19 protein-coding genes are annotated in these 18,203 nt (G+C 71.1%); 14 read left to right on the top strand and 5 right to left on the bottom strand.

Translation table 11 applies throughout. The annotated features are described in order from the left end of the window. Positions 1-65: 65 nt before the first annotated feature. Positions 66-767, bottom strand: a complete 702-nt coding sequence (locus BXA11_RS23530; protein WP_239104952.1) for a TetR/AcrR family transcriptional regulator — start codon at positions 765-767, stop codon at positions 66-68. 128 nt (positions 768-895) lie between these two features. Here BXA11_RS23530 and BXA11_RS23525 point away from each other — a divergent pair, with 128 nt between their 5' ends. The 13 genes from BXA11_RS23525 (at position 896) to rocD (ending at position 12,760) form a co-directional block, all read left to right on the top strand. Continuing rightward, positions 896-1,927, top strand: a complete 1,032-nt coding sequence (locus BXA11_RS23525; protein WP_076437884.1) for a DMT family transporter — start codon at positions 896-898, stop codon at positions 1,925-1,927. 58 nt (positions 1,928-1,985) lie between these two features. Beyond that, a complete protein-coding gene (locus tag BXA11_RS23520; RefSeq protein ID WP_036405278.1) occupies positions 1,986-2,810 on the top strand; it encodes an MBL fold metallo-hydrolase in 825 nt (274 codons plus the stop codon). Positions 2,811-2,842: 32 nt separating this feature from the next. Beyond that, positions 2,843-3,529 (top strand): DsbA family oxidoreductase, encoded by a 687-nt coding sequence (locus BXA11_RS23515; RefSeq protein ID WP_076437882.1) that lies wholly within the window; start codon positions 2,843-2,845, stop codon positions 3,527-3,529. Positions 3,530-4,001: 472 nt separating this feature from the next. Then, entirely contained in the window at positions 4,002-5,213 is a 1,212-nt protein-coding gene (locus BXA11_RS23510; protein WP_204053615.1) for an aminotransferase class I/II-fold pyridoxal phosphate-dependent enzyme, read from the top strand. After that, positions 5,203-5,709 carry a DUF6190 family protein gene (locus BXA11_RS23505; protein ID WP_076437880.1) on the top strand — a complete coding sequence of 169 codons (507 nt, stop codon included), beginning with the start codon at positions 5,203-5,205 and terminating at the stop codon, positions 5,707-5,709. Before BXA11_RS23510 ends, BXA11_RS23505 begins: the two co-directional genes overlap by 11 nt. 8 nt (positions 5,710-5,717) lie before the next feature. Continuing rightward, the gene (locus BXA11_RS23500) at positions 5,718-6,527 is read left to right on the top strand and encodes a dihydrodipicolinate synthase family protein (protein WP_275409694.1); all 810 of its coding nucleotides are present in this window, start codon (positions 5,718-5,720) and stop codon (positions 6,525-6,527) included. 5 nt (positions 6,528-6,532) lie between these two features. Further along, entirely contained in the window at positions 6,533-7,372 is an 840-nt protein-coding gene (locus BXA11_RS23495; protein WP_076437977.1) for an iron-containing redox enzyme family protein, read from the top strand. After that, positions 7,369-7,722 carry a Rieske (2Fe-2S) protein gene (locus BXA11_RS23490; protein WP_076437876.1) on the top strand — a complete coding sequence of 118 codons (354 nt, stop codon included), beginning with the start codon at positions 7,369-7,371 and terminating at the stop codon, positions 7,720-7,722. Before BXA11_RS23495 ends, BXA11_RS23490 begins: the two co-directional genes overlap by 4 nt. Then, entirely contained in the window at positions 7,719-9,251 is a 1,533-nt protein-coding gene (locus BXA11_RS23485; protein ID WP_076437874.1) for a purine-cytosine permease family protein, read from the top strand. Before BXA11_RS23490 ends, BXA11_RS23485 begins: the two co-directional genes overlap by 4 nt. Beyond that, on the top strand, positions 9,248-9,964 hold the full coding sequence (locus BXA11_RS23480; protein ID WP_076437872.1) for a DsbA family oxidoreductase: 717 nt from the start codon (positions 9,248-9,250) through the stop codon (positions 9,962-9,964). The genes BXA11_RS23485 and BXA11_RS23480 overlap by 4 nt, the downstream gene beginning before the upstream one ends. A gap of 182 nt (positions 9,965-10,146) precedes the next feature. Further along, the gene (locus BXA11_RS23475) at positions 10,147-10,596 is read left to right on the top strand and encodes an Lrp/AsnC family transcriptional regulator (RefSeq protein ID WP_030506266.1); all 450 of its coding nucleotides are present in this window, start codon (positions 10,147-10,149) and stop codon (positions 10,594-10,596) included. A gap of 107 nt (positions 10,597-10,703) precedes the next feature. Beyond that, positions 10,704-11,558 (top strand): dimethylargininase, encoded by an 855-nt coding sequence (ddaH, locus tag BXA11_RS23470; RefSeq protein WP_030506267.1) that lies wholly within the window; start codon positions 10,704-10,706, stop codon positions 11,556-11,558. After that, complete coding sequence (gene rocD / locus BXA11_RS23465) at positions 11,555-12,760, top strand: ornithine--oxo-acid transaminase (RefSeq protein ID WP_076437870.1); 1,206 nt, start codon at positions 11,555-11,557, stop codon at positions 12,758-12,760. Before ddaH ends, rocD begins: the two co-directional genes overlap by 4 nt. Here the strand turns inward: rocD and BXA11_RS23460 are convergent. Beyond that, on the bottom strand, positions 12,729-14,312 hold the full coding sequence (locus BXA11_RS23460; protein WP_083744520.1) for an alkaline phosphatase D family protein: 1,584 nt from the start codon (positions 14,310-14,312) through the stop codon (positions 12,729-12,731). The two genes, rocD and BXA11_RS23460, sit on opposite strands and share 32 nt — an antisense overlap. A gap of 256 nt (positions 14,313-14,568) precedes the next feature. Between BXA11_RS23460 and BXA11_RS23455 the strand changes: the two genes are divergently transcribed. Beyond that, positions 14,569-15,891 (top strand): Glu/Leu/Phe/Val family dehydrogenase, encoded by a 1,323-nt coding sequence (locus BXA11_RS23455; RefSeq protein WP_083744519.1) that lies wholly within the window; start codon positions 14,569-14,571, stop codon positions 15,889-15,891. 63 nt (positions 15,892-15,954) lie between these two features. On the opposite strand, the gene BXA11_RS23450 is transcribed toward BXA11_RS23455, so the two are convergent. Genes BXA11_RS23450 through BXA11_RS23440 form a run of 3 tightly spaced genes read right to left on the bottom strand, consistent with a single transcriptional unit; the run spans position 15,955 to position 18,200 of the window. Further along, positions 15,955-16,878 carry a Gfo/Idh/MocA family protein gene (locus BXA11_RS23450; RefSeq protein ID WP_076437868.1) on the bottom strand — a complete coding sequence of 308 codons (924 nt, stop codon included), beginning with the start codon at positions 16,876-16,878 and terminating at the stop codon, positions 15,955-15,957. A 34-nt stretch (positions 16,879-16,912) separates the two neighbouring features. Continuing rightward, the gene (locus tag BXA11_RS23445; RefSeq protein ID WP_076437866.1) at positions 16,913-17,842 is read right to left on the bottom strand and encodes an NAD-dependent epimerase/dehydratase family protein; all 930 of its coding nucleotides are present in this window, start codon (positions 17,840-17,842) and stop codon (positions 16,913-16,915) included. 10 nt (positions 17,843-17,852) lie between these two features. Further along, positions 17,853-18,200 carry a YrdB family protein gene (locus BXA11_RS23440; protein WP_030506273.1) on the bottom strand — a complete coding sequence of 116 codons (348 nt, stop codon included), beginning with the start codon at positions 18,198-18,200 and terminating at the stop codon, positions 17,853-17,855. Between the last annotated feature and the right edge of the window lie 3 nt (positions 18,201-18,203).

Below are 18,203 nucleotides of genomic sequence, written 5' to 3'. Positions count from 1 at the left end.
CGGCCAGGCCGCGCCTGATCCTGGCCGCCGCCATCCGTCCTTGCCCCGCCGGTCCTCACGGCTCGTCAGGGTTCCGGCGCATCGCCTCCCCCCAGGCGGCGAGCGCTCCACACCAGCCCCTCGGTGACGCGGGCCTGCGACAGGCCCAGGGTGTGCCGCTGGAACTGGTAGACCTCGGGCGCGAGCGGCGCCAGCACGGCGTCCGCCTTCCCCTCGGGATCCGGCACTCGCGCCTCGGTCAGCAGCATGCGCACGTGCGCGCGCCAGAAGCGGTAGGCGCCGGTGCCGAACCGCGCGCTCCCCGTCTCGGCCCCCAGCACGAGGTGCAGGTGACGCTCCAGCAGATCGGTCATGGCGATGTAGAACGCGGCGAGCCGATCTGCCGGTGAGGCCCCCGGGCCGAGCGGCGGCGGGCCGTTCAGGATGTGTCCCTGCACCTGCCGCTCGTGCTCGTCCAGGAGTGCCGTCGCGATCGAGGCGGGGTCCGGATAGCGCCGGTAGAGCGTGGCCCGCCCCACCCCCGCGGCCTTGGCGATCTCGTCCATGGTGACGTGCCGCGCGTCCCTGGTCGCGAAGAGCTGTTCGGCCGCCTTGAGCACGCGCATGCGGTTGCGCGCGGCGTCCGCCCGTTCTCGCACAGGCGCCGGGCGGCCCGGTTCGAGGTCGAGCACGGGCAGTTCCCGGCCGGCGCGGGCAGGCATGGTCCCCTCCGACGGAACGCGGCCGTTCCTCCGGTTCCCGCCGGGATCCATAAACCCGTTGTTCATGACGCCATGGTAGCCCCCCGGTCGAACTATGTGGACATCGCGTCCACTTTGTCTTACGCTCATCCGGACACCATGTCCGGTTCTCATCCGGCTGCTCGGAAATCCGGTTCTCTAGAAGAGGGATCGCGATGCATGCCCTGTTCCTCGCCTCGGCGCTGCTGGTCGGCTGCTTACTGGCAGTGCAAGCCTCGGTGAATCTCCAGCTCAACAAGGCCGTGGGGACGCCGTACGGCGCCTCGACCCTGCAACTGGGCGTGGCGACGGCCCTGCTGGCGCTCCTCGCGGCCGCCGTCGGAGCCATCGGCGCGGTCCGTCTCGCGCCCGGCGTGCCCTTCTGGCACCTGCTCGGAGGCCTGGCCAGCCCGCTCTACATCACCAGCGGGATCCTGCTCTTCCCCCGCCTCGGCGCGCTGGCCGCGGCGGGCCTGTTCGTGACCGGCCAGATGTTCGCGTCGCTGGGGCTCGACCTGTTCGGCCTGTTCGGCATCACGCGCAAGCCGCTCAGCGTCGGCATCGCGCTCGGCGCGCTCGCGGTCCTCGCCGGCATCACGGTCATCATCCGGGGACAGCGCCCGGCGCAGACGCCGCCCGCGGCGGGACCGGCGCCCGGCGGCGGGGCCGGCGCTCCCGTCCGCGGCGGGACGGCCACCGCCACCGCACCGGCCGCGACGGCGACGGCGGCCGCACCCCGGACCCGTGGCCTCGGCCAGAGCGGCTGGATCCTGCTGGGCATCGTGGCCGGTGCGGTCCTGCCGGTGCAGGGAGCGGTCAACGCCGAGCTGCGCAAGGACATCCACGAGCCGGTGACCACCGCGATGATCAGCTTCATCGTGGCCACGATCACCATCGCCGTGGTGCTGCTCGTCCTGCTGGCGACGCGGCGCACCCCCCGGCCGCAGCTCGGCGGGCTGCGCACGATGCCCTGGTGGGGCTGGCTCGGCGGCGCCTGCGCCGCGGCGTACGTCACCGCGACCTTCACGCTCATCCCCACGATCGGCGCCGCCACCACCGTGGCGCTGACCGTGACCGGCCAGCAGGTCGCCTCGGCCGTGATCGACAACTACGGATTCCTGCGGCTGCCCCGGCGCCCGCTCACGGCGCCCCGCCTGTCCGGTCTCGCCCTGCTTATCGTCGGCTCGGTGCTGGTCCAGCTCACCTGAGCCAGCTCACCCGCATCAGCTCGCCTGAGTCAGCTCACCGCGGAAAGGACCCCCCTCCATGACCTCCTATCTGCGCAGCCCGTACGAGGCGACACCCGGCGTCACCACGCTGCCGTCGTCCCTCCCCATCACCGGCGCCGGCCTGCTGCCGGTGAACGCCTACCTGATCCGCGGCCCGCAGCCGATCCTCGTCGACACCGGCATGGCGATCGACCGCGGCTACTTCGAACAGGCCCTGTGGTCCCTGGTCGACCCGGCCGACCTGCGCTGGATCGTGCTCACGCACGACGACAGGGACCACGCGGGCAACCTCAAGGAAATCCTCATGGCGGCGCCGCAGGCCAAGGTCGTCACGAACGGCCTGGCCGTCGCGCGGCTGGGCGAGGAGTGGGACGTGCCCCCGAACCGCGTCCTGCAGGTCAACCCCGGCCGCACGCTCGACCTCGGGGGCCGGATCGTCTCCCTGCTGCGCCCGCCCGCGTACGACTCCCCCTCGACGCTGGCCCTCTACGACCACACCACCCGCTCGCTGTTCAGCGCGGACAGCTTCGGCGCGATCCTGCCGACCCCGGCGGAGAACGCCCAGGACGTCCCGGAGAGCGACTATCTCGCCGGGATGGCCCTGTTCACCAGGGCCAACGCCCCCTGGACCGCACTGGCCGACCCGGCCAAGTTCGACATCGTGCTCGACGACCTGCTGCGGCTCGCCCCCCGGCACATCCTCAGCTCGCACGGCGCCACCGTCGTGGAGGGCACCGAGACGCTCGTGCAGACCCTGCGCGAGGTGCCTTCCATGACCCCGTGGCTGCCGGACGAGGACGTGCTGGTGGAGGCCGTGCTCGCCAAGCACGAGGGGGCCACGCTCAGCGCCGGCGCGGCCTGAGCGCTATAAGGCACGACACAAGGAGAACGTCGATGACGACGACGCTGACCCCGGAACCCGGCACCATCATCATCTTCTCGGACATCTGGTGCTCCTTCGCACATATAGCCGTGCACCGGCTCCACACGACCAGGGAACGGCTGGGCCTGACCGACCGGGTCCGCTTCGACCACCGCGCCTTCCCGCTGGAACTGCTCAACGACGCGCCCAGCCCCCGGCCGGGAACCGACAGCGAGGTGGGCCGGATGGCCGCGCTGGAACCCGACGCGGGGTGGCAGCTGTGGCAGGCGAAGGACTGGCTGTACCCGTCCACGACGCTGCCCGCGCTGGAGGCCGTCCAGGCCGCCAAGGAGCAGGGGTTCGCGGCGTCCGAGCAGCTCGACCTGGCCCTGCGGAGGGCCTTCTGGGCCGAGTCGCGGTGCATCAGCCACCGTAAGGTGATCCTGGACGCCGCCGCGTCCACCGGCGTGGTGGACGTGGACGCCCTGGCGGCCGCGCTCGACGACGGCCGGGCCCGCCGCGCGCTGTCCGAACAGGCCGCCATCGCGGCGACCGACCGGGTGAACTGCAGCCCGCATCTGTTCCTGCCGGACGGCACCGACCACGCCAACCCCGGCATCGAGGTCGGCTGGGCCGGTTCGTACGGCATCGGCTGGCCCGTCGTCTCCTCCGACGATCCGAGCGTGTTCGAGGACATCCTGAAGCGCGCCGCCGCCTGACCGAAGCCCTTTTCCCGGACACCCGGAACGGTTCCCGGGCACACAGAACGGTCCTCTCACGGGGGGACGCAGAACGCCGGCGGACCCTGGCGGTCCGCCGGCGAAGCACGCGACCGGCTCTTTTCGATCGGCGCGCGCCGGGACGTCGACGCGCGCCGATTCTTTATGGACGTTCCCCATTCCTTGGATAATCGACGCGATATTCCGATTACCCTCAGTCAGCGTCCGGTGACGTGAAACCCGGACCATTGTGGAAATCCGGAAAGAAGCATTTCCCGTCTCACCGGTTGACTCCGCCGTATGTGAGACGTACCTTTTTATCGCATCGCCCAAAACGGGCGGAAATCGGGAGTGAAGTTCCTCCCTGCTTCTCCGTAAGAAGGAGATCGCGGCGAAGCCGCCGCCTCCGACGCATGTCTTCCCGCACCACTCTTGCGCTACTCCATGTTCCGCACCAGTGAAGGGATCTGTCATGAACAATGTCGGTACGGAAATCGAAGAGACGCCGGACGGAACGGACGGGACACCGGACGTGACCGGGTTCGTCGACCTTACCCAGCACGAGATCCAGGCCCTGAAGACCCGATGGAACCTCGCCGACGCGCACACCCACCAGCGCCAGTCCGCCGGCCAGGACAAGATCGTCTCCCGTCTCCCCGACCTGTGGTACGAGGCCGAGGAAAACCAGCAGGCGTATTTCGAGCAGCGATTCATCGACGCCTTCTTCCGGCTGCACAGGCAGCCCACCGCAGCCGCCGCCGGCAAAACCTGGCTGTCGTATTCGGCCAGCGTCTCCACAATGGTCGCGGCCATGTACCTGATGCAGCGGAACATGTCGGTCGGCCTCATCGAGCCGTGCTTCGACAATCTCGTCGACCTGCTCAAGCACATGCAGGTCGAACTCACCGCTCTGCCGGAGGAGTCGCTCGCCGATCCGGACCGCATTTACGCGAACCTGAGCACCCTGGAAACAGACGCGCTGTATCTGGTCGACCCCAACAATCCGACCGGATTCAGCCTCCTGCAGTACGGGATGGACGGATTCCGCGAGGTCATCCGCTACTGCAAGGACCACGGCAAGCTGCTGATGCTCGACCTGTGCTTCGCGTCGTTCGCGCTGTGCGACGAGAAGATCGGGCGCATCGACATCTACAAGCTGCTCGAGGAGTCGGGCGTCTCGTACATGGCCCTGGAGGACACCGGCAAGACCTGGCCGGTGCAGGACGCCAAGTGCGCGATGCTGACGGTCAGCGACGACATCAGGGAGGAGGTCTACAACATCCAGACGGCGGTCCTGCTGAACGTCTCGCCGTTCGTCCTCAACTTCCTCACCCAGTACGTCGAGGACTCCATCGAGGACAACTTCGCCTCGGTGCGCGACGTCATCACCGACAACCGGGCGATGGCCGTCAAGGCCGTCGAGGGCACGATCCTCGAGTACGTCGAGCCCGTGGTGAACACCAGCGTCGCGTGGTTCCGCATCAAGCCGGAGGACCTCACCGCGAGCCAGTTGCAGCAGCGGCTGCTGGAGGACGAGATCTACGTGCTGCCCGGCACGTACTTCTACTGGAACGACCCCGCGAAGGGCGAGCGCTACATCCGCGTCGCCCTCGCCCGCCGGCCCGGCACCTTCGCCTGCGCCATGCACCGGATGCGTGAGGTGCTGCTCGGCTATGAGCGGTGAGCCCTTCCTCGACGCCGCCCTGTTCATGGGCATGCACAGCCGTGACGACGAGGTCCGGCGGGGGTGCAAGCGCTTCTTCACGGAGCGCCTGTCCGGCGGCCGCGTCCTGATGAGCCTGGAGCACGTCGGGCGGTGCGACGACCTGGTCTGGCGGTACCCCCGTCGGGTGCAGGACGAGTACTACCCCTTCATGGACAACCTGCACTCCGACATGGCCATCGACCGCATCGGCTACGACGAGCAGGACCTGCGCCTCGCCCTGGAGGCCGGGGTGCTGTCGGACCTTCCGCTGCACGAACGGCTGCTCGTGGCGATGGCGATGCGCCGCGACACGGTCGTGGTCACGGCCAGCCCCCGGCTGAGCCTGCGCCCCGACCTCCCGGTCCGGCCGGTGGAGCCGGCGAAGCCGGCCGATGACGAACCGGTGTTCCCGGCTCCGCTGGAACGGCTCTACGAGCGGTCCTTGGCCCTGCGAGTCGACGTCGACGACCTGTGAGGTGACCCGTGTATCCAGCAAAGCACTCGGGGACGATCGTCCCCATGGTCACGCCCCTGACCGAGGCGGGCGAGGTGTCCGAGCCGAGCGTACGGCGGCTCGTCGGGTCCCTCAGGAGCGAGGTCACCGGGCTGATGCCCGCCCTTTCCACCGGCGAGGGGTGGAAGTTGTCGGATCGGCAGTGGCACGACATGGTCGCGTACACCGTCCGGCACGCGGACGGGCTGCCTGTCCTGGCCGGCGTGCAGTCGCCGACCACCGAGGAGGTGATCGCCAGGGCGAAGGAGGCCCTGGCCCTCGGGGTGGCGGCCATCGCCGTCACCACCCCCTTCTCGCCTGACCTGACGCAGGAGGAGATCTACGAGCACTACCGGGCGATCCGGGAGGCCGTGCCGGTCCCGCTGTTCGTCTACAACGAGAAGGCCCTGTCGGGCAACCAGATCGAACTGGACACCCTGGTGCGCGTCTGCGCCCTGCCCGGCGTCGCCGGCATCAAGGAGTCCAGCGGGTCGGCGGAGTTCACCAGGAAGCTCGTCGCCGCGGTCCCCGAGATCCCGGTGTTCGAGGGCTGGGAGAACCTCCTGCACGAGGTGGCGGGGCCCGGCGGCGTGGCCGGGTTCATCGGTCCCCTGGCGAACGTCGAGCCCGGCCTCGCCAACGCCATGCTGGCCGAGCCGTCCGCGGGGCGGCAGCGGGAGATCGACGCGACGTGCGAGCGGTACGGCCTGTTCAACGACGACTGGTATCGGCACCTGAAGAAGGAACTGCACCGTCGCGGGGTCATCGACACCGACGCGGTCGTCGGGGAAGCGGGGTGAGCGGGATGCTGGAGGTCCGGCCAGGAGACTCCGCCCAGAAGCGGCTCTACGTCTACAACCGCTCGGTCCTCACTCCCGAGAGGTACGCCGAACTGTGGGAGATCGAGCGCGACTGGGTGGTGCGCCTCGCCGCCGAGCACGAGGAGCGCGCGCCCCGCTTCGGGTTCCGCATCGAGCTGATCGACGCGCTCCACGACCTGCTGGCCAAGGAGCAGGCCAACCCCTCGGGCGACGAGCGGTTCCTCGCGGAGGAGGCCACCCTCGGCCAGTTCAAGACGGTGGTCGCGGAGTTCGCCGTCGACGGTCTGGTGGAGTCGCAGTCCCACATCGGGATCCTGCGCCGCCTGCCGGCGAAGGCGCGCATGGCCGTGCTGCGCGTGCTCATCGACGAGTTCGGCTGCGGCAACGACGACATGGAGCACTCGCGGCTCTACCGCGAGCTGGTGACCGAACTGGGCATGCCCGCCGACCTGGAGCACTACGTGGACCGGGCCGGGGACGCCAGCTTCGCGTACGTCAACCTGTTCCACTGGCTGGCCGACCGGGCGCCCGCGCCGGAGTACTTCCTCGGCGCGTACGCCTACTTCGAGGCCAGCGTGCTGTACGCCTTCAAGCCCTTCGCGGCCGCGGCGAAACGGCTCGGCGTCCGCAGCGACCGGTACTACACAGAACATCTGTACATCGACAGCTTCCACTCCAAGCAGATGCAGACGGCGATACGGGCGCTGGGCGAGCACCGCGAGGTCGACCTGGCTAAGGTGTGGGCCGGCGTCACGCTGACCAGCGCCGTCATCGCCGAGGCCACGGAGGCGGCGGTGGACAGGGCGAGGAAGGTGCCCGCATGACCGGGGACACGGGCGGGCCCGTCTCGCTGCGCCAGATCGCGCCCGACCTCCTGCTCATCGAGGTGGCGGGCAGGCGGATGCTGACGCAGGCGGAGTGTCCCCACCGCAGGGGGCGGCTGCGCTACGGCTACCTCAACGGGCGGACGCTGCGGATCACCTGCCCGCTGCACCACTCCACGTTCGACCTGCTCACCGGGCGGCAGGTGGCCGGCCCGCCGTGCGGCTCGCTGCGCGTCACGCTGCTGCCCGAGGACGCCGCGTCTCCTCGGTCGGCGGCGGAGGCGGCGGAGTGGGCGGCGGAGTGGGCGGAGCGGGCCGAGGGCCTGCGGCCCGAGGCGGGTGCTCCGTGACCACCCGCGAACTGCCCGGCCAGGTCACCGGCCAGGTCACCGGCCAGGTCACCGGGCAGGCCGGCGGGCAGAGCACGCGGGTGGAGGCGCACGGCGTCGACCGGATCCCGGACGGCGAGCGCACCGCCTCTCCGCGCGAGTTCCTGTGGATCTGGCACTCGGCCCAGTTCTCGTTCGGCACGGTGGTGCTCGGCTCGGTGCCGGTGAGCTTCGGCCTGAGCTGGACGGCCTCCGTCACCGCGATCCTGGTGGGGCTGCTGATCGGCACGGCGGTGTTCGCACCGCTCGTGCTGTTCGGCAAGCGCACCGGCGCGAACGACGCGGTGTCCAGCGGCGCGCACTTCGGCGTGCGCGGCCGGGTCGTCGCCAACGTCATCACCATCGTGGTCGCGATCGGGTTCTTCTCGATCGCGGTGTGGACGGGCGCCACCGCCATCCTCGCGGCCGGCCAGCGGGTGCTCGGCACCCCGGCCGGCCCGGCCGGCCTCGCCGTCACGATGCCGCTGATGGCCCTGGCCGTCGCGGCGGTCGCGGTGTACGGATACGGCGCGCTGCTGGCGACCTACAAGGTCATGACGGTGATCGGCGGGCTGGTGCTGCTGGCGCTGGTCGTGGTGCTGCTGCCCGGTTTCGACCCGGCGTACGCGGGCGGGCCGTACGCGCTGGGCGACTTCTGGCGGACCTGGTTGCTGGCCGTGTCCTTCAGCGCCACGCTGCCGGTGTCGTACTCGACGTTCCAGGGCGACTACAGCCGCTACCTGTCGCCCCGGACCGGCGACCGGGCGGCGGTGGCGTACAACGGCGCGGCGATGTACGTGAGCAACGCGCTCGCGCTCGTCGGCGGCGCCTACGTCACCACGATACTGAAGGACGCCTCGGCGCCCTGGATCCTCGGGGTGGCCGACACGGTGCCCCGGTGGTTCGCGGTCGTGGTGATCGTCTTCGGGTTCGCGGGCACGCTGCCGCAGGCGGCGCTGTGCCTGTACGCGGCGGGGCTGTCGGCCAACTCCATCCTGTGGCGTCTCCCCCGCGCCGCGGCGACATGGCTGATGTGGGCCCTCGGCGTCGCCACCCTCTACGTCGGGGCGATCGCCTTCGACGCCATCGAGTCGATCTCGACGTTCGTGCTGATCCTGCTCGTCCTCGTCTCGCCGTGGACCGCGATCATGCTGGTCGGGCTCGCCCTCCGGCGGGGCCGGTACCACCCCGACGACCTGTACGGCTTCGCCCGTCCCGGCCACCGGGGCCGCTACTGGTTCACCGGGGGGTTCAACCTCCGGGCCCTGGGGGCGTTCGTCCCCGCGGTGGTCCTGGGGCTGCTGTTCGTGGACAACACGATCTACACCGGCCCGTTCGCCCGCCTGGCGGGCGGGGTGGACCTGAGCTGCCTGGTGCCGTTCTGCACGGCGGCGCTGCTCTACGCCGCGCTGTGCCGGCTGTTCCCCGAGCGGACGGCCCTGGTGACCGGAGATGCCGTGACCGGAGATGCCGTGACCGCAGATTACGTCACCGGAGGTGATCCGAGATGAGCAGAGATCCGCGGCTGCCCGACTCGCCCGACACGATCGTGGTCTTCTCCGACCTCAACTGCTCCTTCGCCCACCTGGCCGTCCACCGCCTGCACGAGGCGCGGCGGCGGCTCGGCCTGGAGGGACGGCTGTGGTTCGACCACCGCTGCTTCCCGCTCGAGCTGTTCAACCGGACGGTGAACGAGCGCCCGGGGGTGGACTCGGAGGTGTCGGTGGTCGGCGCGCTCGACCCCGGCGCGGGGTGGCGGCTGTGGCAGGGGCCCGACTGGACCTATCCGGTCACGATGCTGCCGCCGCTGGAGGCCGTGCAGGCGGCGAAGGCGCAGAGCCTGCACGCCTCCGAACAGCTCGACCTCGCGCTGCGCCGGGCCTTCTGGGCCGAGGGCCGGTGCATCTCGCTGCGGCACGAGATCCTCGACGTCGCGGCATCCACCGGGGCGGTCGACGCCGGGGCGCTGGCCGAGGCGCTCGACGACGGCCGCGCCCGGCGGGCGGTGATTGACCAGTTCGAGACGGCCCGGCACGGGCGGGTCGACTGCAGCCCCCACGTGTTCCTGTACGACGGGACCGACGTCGCCAATCCCGGCGTCCGGGCCCGGTGGGTCAACGGCGACTTCGGCGTGGGCTTCCCGGTCATCGAGGCCGACGACCCGACCGTCTACACGGATCTGCTCGCCAGGGCGGCCGAGCTGATCTGCGACACGGCGGCCTGACGGCCGGCCGCCGAAAACAGGGCGCGGGCCCGGCGAGGGGCCCGCGCCCTGTGCCGTCTGCCGCGATGCGGAGCCCGCGCCCTGTGTCGTCCGCCGCGATGCGGAGCCCGCGCCCTGTCCCGTCTCGCGTGACGCAGGCTGTCTGCGACGATGCGGTGCCCGGCGGCTGTATACAGGTCCACGTGAGGTTGGACGAGCTCGATCGCGCCATAATCCGGGCCCTCGTCGAGGACGCCCGGGCGACATACGCCGAAATAGGCGCTCAAGTGGGGCTGTCGGCTCCGGCCGTGAAGAGGCGGGTCGACCGGCTCATCGCCAGCGGCGCGATCACCGGCTTCAGCGCGCGGGTGGAGCCGTCGGCCCTCGGCTGGACCACCGAGGCGTACGTCGAGCTGTACTGCCGGGGCAAGACCTCGCCGGCGGAAATCGGCATGGCCGTGTCCCGGCATCCGGAGGTCGTCTCGGCCTGCACGGTGACCGGCGAGGCCGACGCGCTGCTGCACATCCGCGCGACCGACGTGCGGCACGTCGAGCGGGTGATCGAGCGCCTGGCGGCCGAGCCGTTCGTGGTCCGCACCAAGAGTTCGATCGTGCTGTCGCGGCTGATTAACGGATCGCTGCAAAACGGGTGAAGGACGCAACCGATCCACAGGTGATCGCAACGCGGGCGCATTGGATTGTGGCCTCCCGATTCCTACGCTGAAGTCCCGTTCACCCGGTTTCCCGCTTGGAGTCGACGATGACACTCGCGCCCGCCACCGAGACCACGGAAAGTGGTCGCACGGGCACGGCACGGCATTTCCTGATGTGCCGGCCTGATTTCTTCACGGTCTCGTATTCCATCAACCCGTGGATGCACCCGGAGAAGGACACCGACACGGCCAGGGCGGTGCGGCAGTGGGAGAGCCTCCGGCAGGCGTACGAGAGCCTGGGCCACACCGTCAGCCTGATCGATCCGATCGAGGGCCTGCCGGACATGGTGTTCGCCGCGAACGGCGCGCTCGTCGTGGACGGACGGGTCTACGGCGCGAGGTTCGCCCACCCGCAGCGTGCCGCCGAGGGCCCCGCCTACCTGCGGTGGTTCGCCGATCGGGGATACGAGACACTGGAGGCGTCCTTCACCAACGAGGGCGAGGGCGACTACCTGACGCTCGACGAGATGATCCTGGCCGGGACGGGCTTCCGCACCGACGTGGCGGCGCACATGGAGGCCCAGGAGTTCCTCGGCCGGCCGGTCGTCACGCTGCGCCTGGTCGACCCGAGGTTCTACCACCTCGACACCGCCCTGTTTCCGCTGAACGGCCACAACGTGGCGTACTATCCGGAGGCGTTCAGCGAGGGCAGCAGGAAGGTGCTGCGGCGGCTGTTCCCCGACGCCGTGATCGCCACGTCCGCGGACGCGGAGGTGCTGGGCCTCAACGCGGTGAGCGACGGCCGCAACGTCGTCGTCAACGCCGAGGCGAGCGGGCTGATCCTGGAACTCAAGCGGCGCGGCTTCGAGGTCGTCCCGGTGGACCTCACCGAGCTGCGCAAGTCCGGCGGCGGCCCGAAGTGCTGCACCCTCGAGATCCGGCCGAACAGGGAGATCCGATGAACAGCGAGGAACTGATCCGGCTCAGCGAGAGCCACAGCGCGCACAACTACCACCCGCTGCCCGTCGTGATCAGCTCGGCCGACGGCGCCTGGGTCACCGACGTGGAGGGCAAGCGGTATCTCGACTGCCTGGCGGGCTACTCCTCGCTGAACTTCGGGCACGGCAACCCCGCGATCCTCGCGGCGGCCCGTGAGCAGCTCGACCGTCTGACGCTGACCAGCCGGGCGTTCTACCACGACCGCTTCGCCGAGTTCGTGACCGGCCTTTCCGAGCTGTGCGGCAAGGACATGGTCCTGCCGATGAACACCGGCGCGGAGGCCGTCGAGACCGCGATCAAGGTCGCCCGCAAGTGGGGTTACGAGGTCAAGGGCGTCGCCCCCGACCAGGCCAACATCGTCGTGATGGAGGACAACTTCCACGGCCGCACCACGACCATCGTCGGCTTCTCGACCGACCCCGAGTCGCGGGACGGCTTCGGCCCCTTCTCCCCCGGTTTCCGGGTCGTCAAGTACGGCTCCGCCGAGGCGATCAGGGAGGCGATCGACGAGAACACGGTGGCCGTGCTGCTCGAGCCCATCCAGGGCGAGGCCGGCGTGCTGGTCCCGCCGGACGGCTACCTGGCCGCGGTCAGGGAGATCTGCACCGATAACAACGTGCTGTTCGTGGCCGACGAGATCCAGTCGGGCCTCGGCCGCACCGGGGAGACGTTCGCCTGCGACCACGAGCGCGTCGTCCCCGACATGTACGTCCTGGGCAAGGCCCTCGGCGGCGGCGTGGTCCCGGTGTCCGCGGTCGTCGCGAACGCCGACGTCATGGGCGTGATCGGGCCCGGCCAGCACGGTTCCACCTTCGGCGGCAACCCGCTGGCGTGCGCGGTCGGCGACGCGGTGATCGGGCTGCTGCGGACCGGTGAGTACCAGGCCAGGGCCCGCGAGCTCGGCGCGTTCCTGCACGCGCGCCTGGCCGAGCTCGGCCCCGGCGTGGCGGCGGTGCGCGGGCGCGGACTGTGGGCGGGCATCGACATCGATCCCTCGCTCGGCACCGGACGGCAGATCAGCGAGGCGCTCCTGCGCCGCGGCGTGCTCGTCAAGGACACCCACGGCTCGACGATCCGCCTCGCGCCGCCCCTCGTCGTCTCCCGGGACGACCTGGCCTGGGCGGTGGACCAGCTCAGCGCGGTGCTGCGGGAGGCTCGGGCCTGATCCGCACCGCGTCCTGATCGCCGGTGTCGGTGAACCACGTCACCGCGGCCTCCCCGGGCGCCAGGTCGATGGCGGTCATCATGTTGGGGAACCAGGGTCCCTTGCTGATGCGCCACCGCAACGGCGGCCGGGGAAGGCCCCCGGTCCTGGCCAGCACCCCGCCGAGCACGCCCGCGAGCCCGAACGACGCCACGATGTTGGCGAAGCGCAGCGTGCGGCTCAGCGGGTTGCGGATCGGCGAGCAGACGATCTGGTGGACGCGTCCGCCGCCCCGGCGCCGTACGGACGCCATGTAGGAGTAGTGGACGTCGCCCGACAGCAGCAGGACGGTCGCGGGCGGCCTGCCCCGGCTTCCCGAGGCGACCTCCAGCACCACGTGCGCGAGCTCCTCGAACGACCGGCGGAAGGCCCCCCAGTGCTCCAGGTCGAGAAACTGCCGCACCCGCTCGCCCCACCGCGCCGCCCTGCGGCCCCAGATGCCGTCGCAGACCGCCTCGTTCCAGCTCTCCACGTGGTGGATCCCGGAGGGCAGCAGGATCGGCAGCGAGGAGCCGATGAGCAGGTGGTCGAAGTCGCCGGTCGCGTGCTTGTCGAACCAGTCCCACTCGCCGGGGTCGAGCATCCGCCGGCGTCCCGGCTCCAGCACCCGGGCGCTGCGGCTGTCCAGCACGATCAGCCGGGCGCCGCCCAGGTCCCTGTGGTAGCTCCAGCGCACCGAGTCGGGCTCCCGGTCGGCCCGCCGGGCGAAGGTGTCGAGCGCCTCGTCCCCGCCGCCCGCCCGGAGCGCGGCGAGCACGGGATCGGCCGCCCGCTCGTCCGGGGGCAGGTTGCCCAGGTGCTGGTAGATGTAGTACGAGCCGAGCGCGGAGACGATGCGCCGATCCCACCAGGGCACCTCGGCCATCTGCTCGCGCCAGACGTTCGAGGTGTTCCAGTCGTCCCTGACGTCGTGGTCGTCGAAGATCATCAAGCTGGGGACCGTGGCCAGCAGCCAGCGGACCGGAGGGTCGGACCACGCCTGCCGGTACAGCTCGGCGTACTCCTCGAAGTCGACGACCTCCTCGGGTCCTTCGTCCCTGCGCCCGGCGATGAACTCCTTCATGTCCGGCGTCAGCTCGTCGGCGTACACCTGGTCGCCGAGCAGCAGGATCAGGTCGGGCCGCTCGTCCGGCGACTCCATCAGGCGCAGGCCGTACGCCCGCAGGACGTCCGGGCCGTGCGTGCGCACGTACGGCTCCTCGTGCGGGACGCTGGTGCGGCAGGAGCCGAAGATCATCCGGTCGAGGCGGGTCAGCGGTCGGATCACGCTCGGCGGCAGGCCGTCGGCCGGCCACACCCGCGTGTCGTCGAGCTCCACCTCGTAGGCCACCGGGCCCTCGATGCCGACGTCGACCAGGGCGTAGTGGTGGCCGTGCACGGTGAAGGTGTGCTCCTCCGAGCAGGCGTCGCCGGCTCGCACGCGGACCGTGCAGGGCTCGGAGGTCTCCACCCAGACGGTCGCGGCGGCCGCGTCCACGTGGCGCAGCAGCGGGCCCAGCACAAGTTCCGGCACCAGACCTGTCTACTGCAAAAGGACGGCAAAACGCGACTTGTGTCCATCCGTCCCACGCCGTTCACCGTTCGTGCACGGCCTGTACGCCGGAACGGCGAAATCCCGCCCGCCGATCTCCGTATTGGCCTATATCGCGATCACCCGGCGCACGGTTTGATCCAGATGTCGCTCATCCGGCCCGCCTTTCGCACCCGTCAACGACGACGGCGCGCGAGGTCCGGAGGGTGACCAGCCTTTCCGACAGGAGAACATCAGAATGACCGTCACGGACTTCCCGACAACGGCGTCGGGGGTTCGGTCTCCGATCCCCGATCTCCCTGCCCCCTCAGCGGGTGAGCGCGCCCTGGCCGCCGCCCGCTTCCAGCTCGCCGAGGCGTCCCGCTTCCTCGGCCTCGACGACGGCCTGCACGACATGCTCGCCACGCCCCGCCGCTCGCTGACGGTGTCCGTGCCCGTGCGGCGCGAGGACGGCCGCCTGGAGGTGGTGCAGGGCCACCGCGTGCAGCACAACCTGTCGCGCGGGCCCGCCAAGGGCGGCATCCGCTTCCACCCCGCCACCGATCTCGCCGAGGTCACCGCCCTCGCCATGTGGATGACGTGGAAGTGCGCCCTCGTCGGCATCCCGTACGGCGGGGCCAAGGGCGGCGTCGCGGTGGACCCGGCCACACTGACCACCCGCGAGCTCGAACGCGTCACCCGGCGCTACGTCAACGAGATCCTGCCGCTCATCGGCCCGGAGAAGGACATCCCCGCGCCCGACGTGGGCACCGACGAGCAGACCATGGCCTGGATCATGGATACCTACAGCGCGAACGCGGGCTACTCCGTGCCCGGCGTGGTGACCGGCAAGCCCACGGCGCTCGGCGGCTCGCTGGGCCGCGCGGGCGCGACCTCGCGCGGGGTGCAGATCGCCGCGCTGCAGGCACTGGCCAGTACAGAGGGGGCCCGCTCCCCCGAGGGCACGGCCATCGCGGTGCAGGGCTTCGGCAAGGTGGGCGCGCTCGCCGCCCAGTACCTCGCCGACGCCGGCTGCCGCGTCGTGGCCGTCTCCGACGCGGGCGGCGCGGTCGTCCGGCCCTCCGGCCTCGACGTCGCCGCGCTGCGCGCCCACGCGGCCGGGACCGGGTCGGTCCACGGCTACCGCGACGCCGACCCGCTCTCCCGCGACGAGCTGCTCGAACTCGACGTGGACGTGCTGGTGCCGGCCGCGCTCGAAGGCATGATCACGGCGGACAACGCACCGCGCGTACGGGCCCGCCTGGTCGTGGAGGGCGCCAACGGGCCCACCACGCCCGAGGCCGACCTGATCCTGGCCGGCAACGGGGTCACGGTGGTGCCCGACATCCTGGCCAACGCGGGCGGGGTGATCGTGTCCTACCTGGAGTGGGTGCAGAACACCCAGGCGTACTCCTGGAGCGCCGGGGAGGTCGAGGTGAAGCTCCGGGACCTGATGGAGAACGCCTACCGGGCGGTCGCGGACCTGGCCGCGGAGCGTGACCTCACGCTCCGCCAGGCCGCCCACGCGATCGGGGTGGGGCGGGTGGCCGAGGCCCACCGGATGCGGGGCCTCTACCCCTGACGCCCCCTGTGAGAGACGGCAATGACGACCGCCTCCCGGGAATATGCGGCTTCCGGGAGGCGGTCAGGCCGTCGCCGCCGTCTCGGCGGTCTCCGCTGTCTTCGTGGCGGCCAGCACGATCTGCTCGCACAGCTCGTGGGTCAGCAGGGCGTCGTCGGCCGTGAGGATCCGGCCCTCGCGGATCGCGGTGAGGAACTCCCGGCAGATCTGCTCGATGCCGCGCTGCCGCGTCGCCGGGACCCAGTCGCCGCGCCTCACGAGGGTCTCGTCCCCGCCGAATTCGACCACGTCGCCGAGGTTGACGACCCGGCGCTTCCCGCCGCCGCCCATGACCTCGCAGGTCTCCTCGGCCGCGCCGCTGGTGCGGCTCATCACGCCGACGGCGGTGAACCCGTCGCCGCCGAGCGTCAGCACCACGTGTTCGAGCAGGCCGTCCCGCACCCTGGTCCTGATCACGGTGTCGGTGACCGGCCCGGGGGCGAGGAAGCGCAGCGTGTCGGCCACGTGGACGAAGTCGTCGAAGATCATCGTCCGCGGGTCGCCGGGCAGGTCACGCCGGTTCTTCTGCATCACGATCACGTCGCGCGGCAGGCCGCGCAGGGCCGCGTACGCGGGGGCGTGCCTGCGGTTGAACCCGACCATCAGCGACCTGTCGCGCTCGCGGGCCAGCCGTACGAGCCCGGCGGAGGCGGCGGCGTCGTAGGCGAGCGGCTTGTCCACGTAGACGTGCACGCCCGCCTCCAGCAGCGTGGTCACGATAGGGACGTGCGCGGCGGTGGCCGCGTGCACGAAGGCCGCGTCGACCCCGGCCTCGGCGAGTGCGTCCACGGAGGTGAAACGCGCGCCGATCCGGTACGCGTCGCCGAGCCGGTCGAGAGCCGCCCGGTCGCGCGTGCACAGCAGCGGCTCGATGCCCGGCGTCGCCGCCAGCACCGGCAGGTACGCCTTCTCCGCGATGTCTCCCAGGCCGATGATTGCGACTTTCATGCCGGGGAGACTATCGCCGCCCCTCCGGCGCCTGTCAGCGCCCCCGCCACCACGCCACCGTCTCCTTCACCCCGTCCTCGACCGGTGTCGGCCCGAACCCGAGGACGGCCTGGGAGGCGGAGGAGTCGAGCACGTACGGGCGGTCGAACTGATAACGGGTCTCCCCCAGCTCGCGCAGGAACGGCGATACGACGCCTCCCGCCTTCAGCGTCCACGACGGCAGCCGCCGCAGGCGCGGCGCCGGGAGGCCACCCGCCTGGCACACCGTCTCGGCGAACTCCCGGATGGTGACGGGCGGCGCGGTCGGCACGTGCCAGGGCCGGCCCCACGCGCGCTCCTCCTCCGCGGCCGCCGCCAGCGCCCGCACCACATCGGGCAGGTACGTCCAGCTGTGCGGGATGCCGGGGTCGCTCAGGACGAGGGCGGGCTTGCCCGCGAACAGGGGCTCCAGGAGCCGCGGCCCCACGTACGACTGGTCGGACGACCGCGGCCCGTAGTAGTCCGAGCCGCGCACCTCCGTGACCCGCACCCGCCCGGCCTCGTGCGCGGCGCGCATCTCCTCCCACATCCGCGCCCTGACCCTGCCCTTCGTGCCCGTCGCGGCGAGCGGCAGATCCTCGGTCATCGGCCCGTCCACCGGGCCGTACCCGTACAGGTTGCCCAGCGTGACCAGGACGGCCCCTGACGACTCGGCGGCCGCCAGCAGCGAGGCCGCGATCGGCGGCCAGTCCAGGGGCCACCGGTGGTAACGCGGGTTCGCGCAGTTGTAGAGCGCGTCGGCCCCCTCGGTGAGCCGCCGCATCACGGTGGCGTCGGCCGCGTCCGCGGCGACCGGCGAGATCCCGGGGCGCTTCGGGCCCGAACCCGAACGGGTGACGAGGGTCACCTCGTGCCCGCGCTCCGCCAGCGTCTCGGCGAGCCCGCCGCCGGCCTGTCCCGCTCCGACGATCACATGCTTGCCCATCACTTCTCCTTCAGACCTGATCCGTCAGCAGCCGCAGCACGCCGTCCACGACGTACACGACCGCGAACACCACACCCGCGGTGACGAGCCCTGAGGCCGCCAGCGCGGCCGCCCCCGCACCGAACCACACCACCTCGAAGGCGGCCCTGGCGATCCCGTGCAGCTGGTGCGGCGCCTTGCCGCCCGCCATGAACAGCCCCCACAGCGTGGCGAACACGGCCGGCCCACCGAGCCCCAGAAGGATCTTCACCAGGATGTTGACCTCCCGGGTGAACCCCCAGTAGGCCAGCGAGATCAGCACTCCCAGCTCCAGGAAGAACATCACTGCCCCGATCGTTCCCTTTGCCACGGTGAGCATCGG

It is taken from the genome of Microbispora rosea (assembly GCF_900156315.1).
In the GTDB taxonomy this organism is placed as follows: Bacteria; Actinomycetota; Actinomycetes; order Streptosporangiales; family Streptosporangiaceae; genus Microbispora; species Microbispora rosea.
The sequence above is the reverse complement of the archived record's forward strand: the minus strand, read 5'-3'. Positions and strand labels throughout refer to the sequence as shown.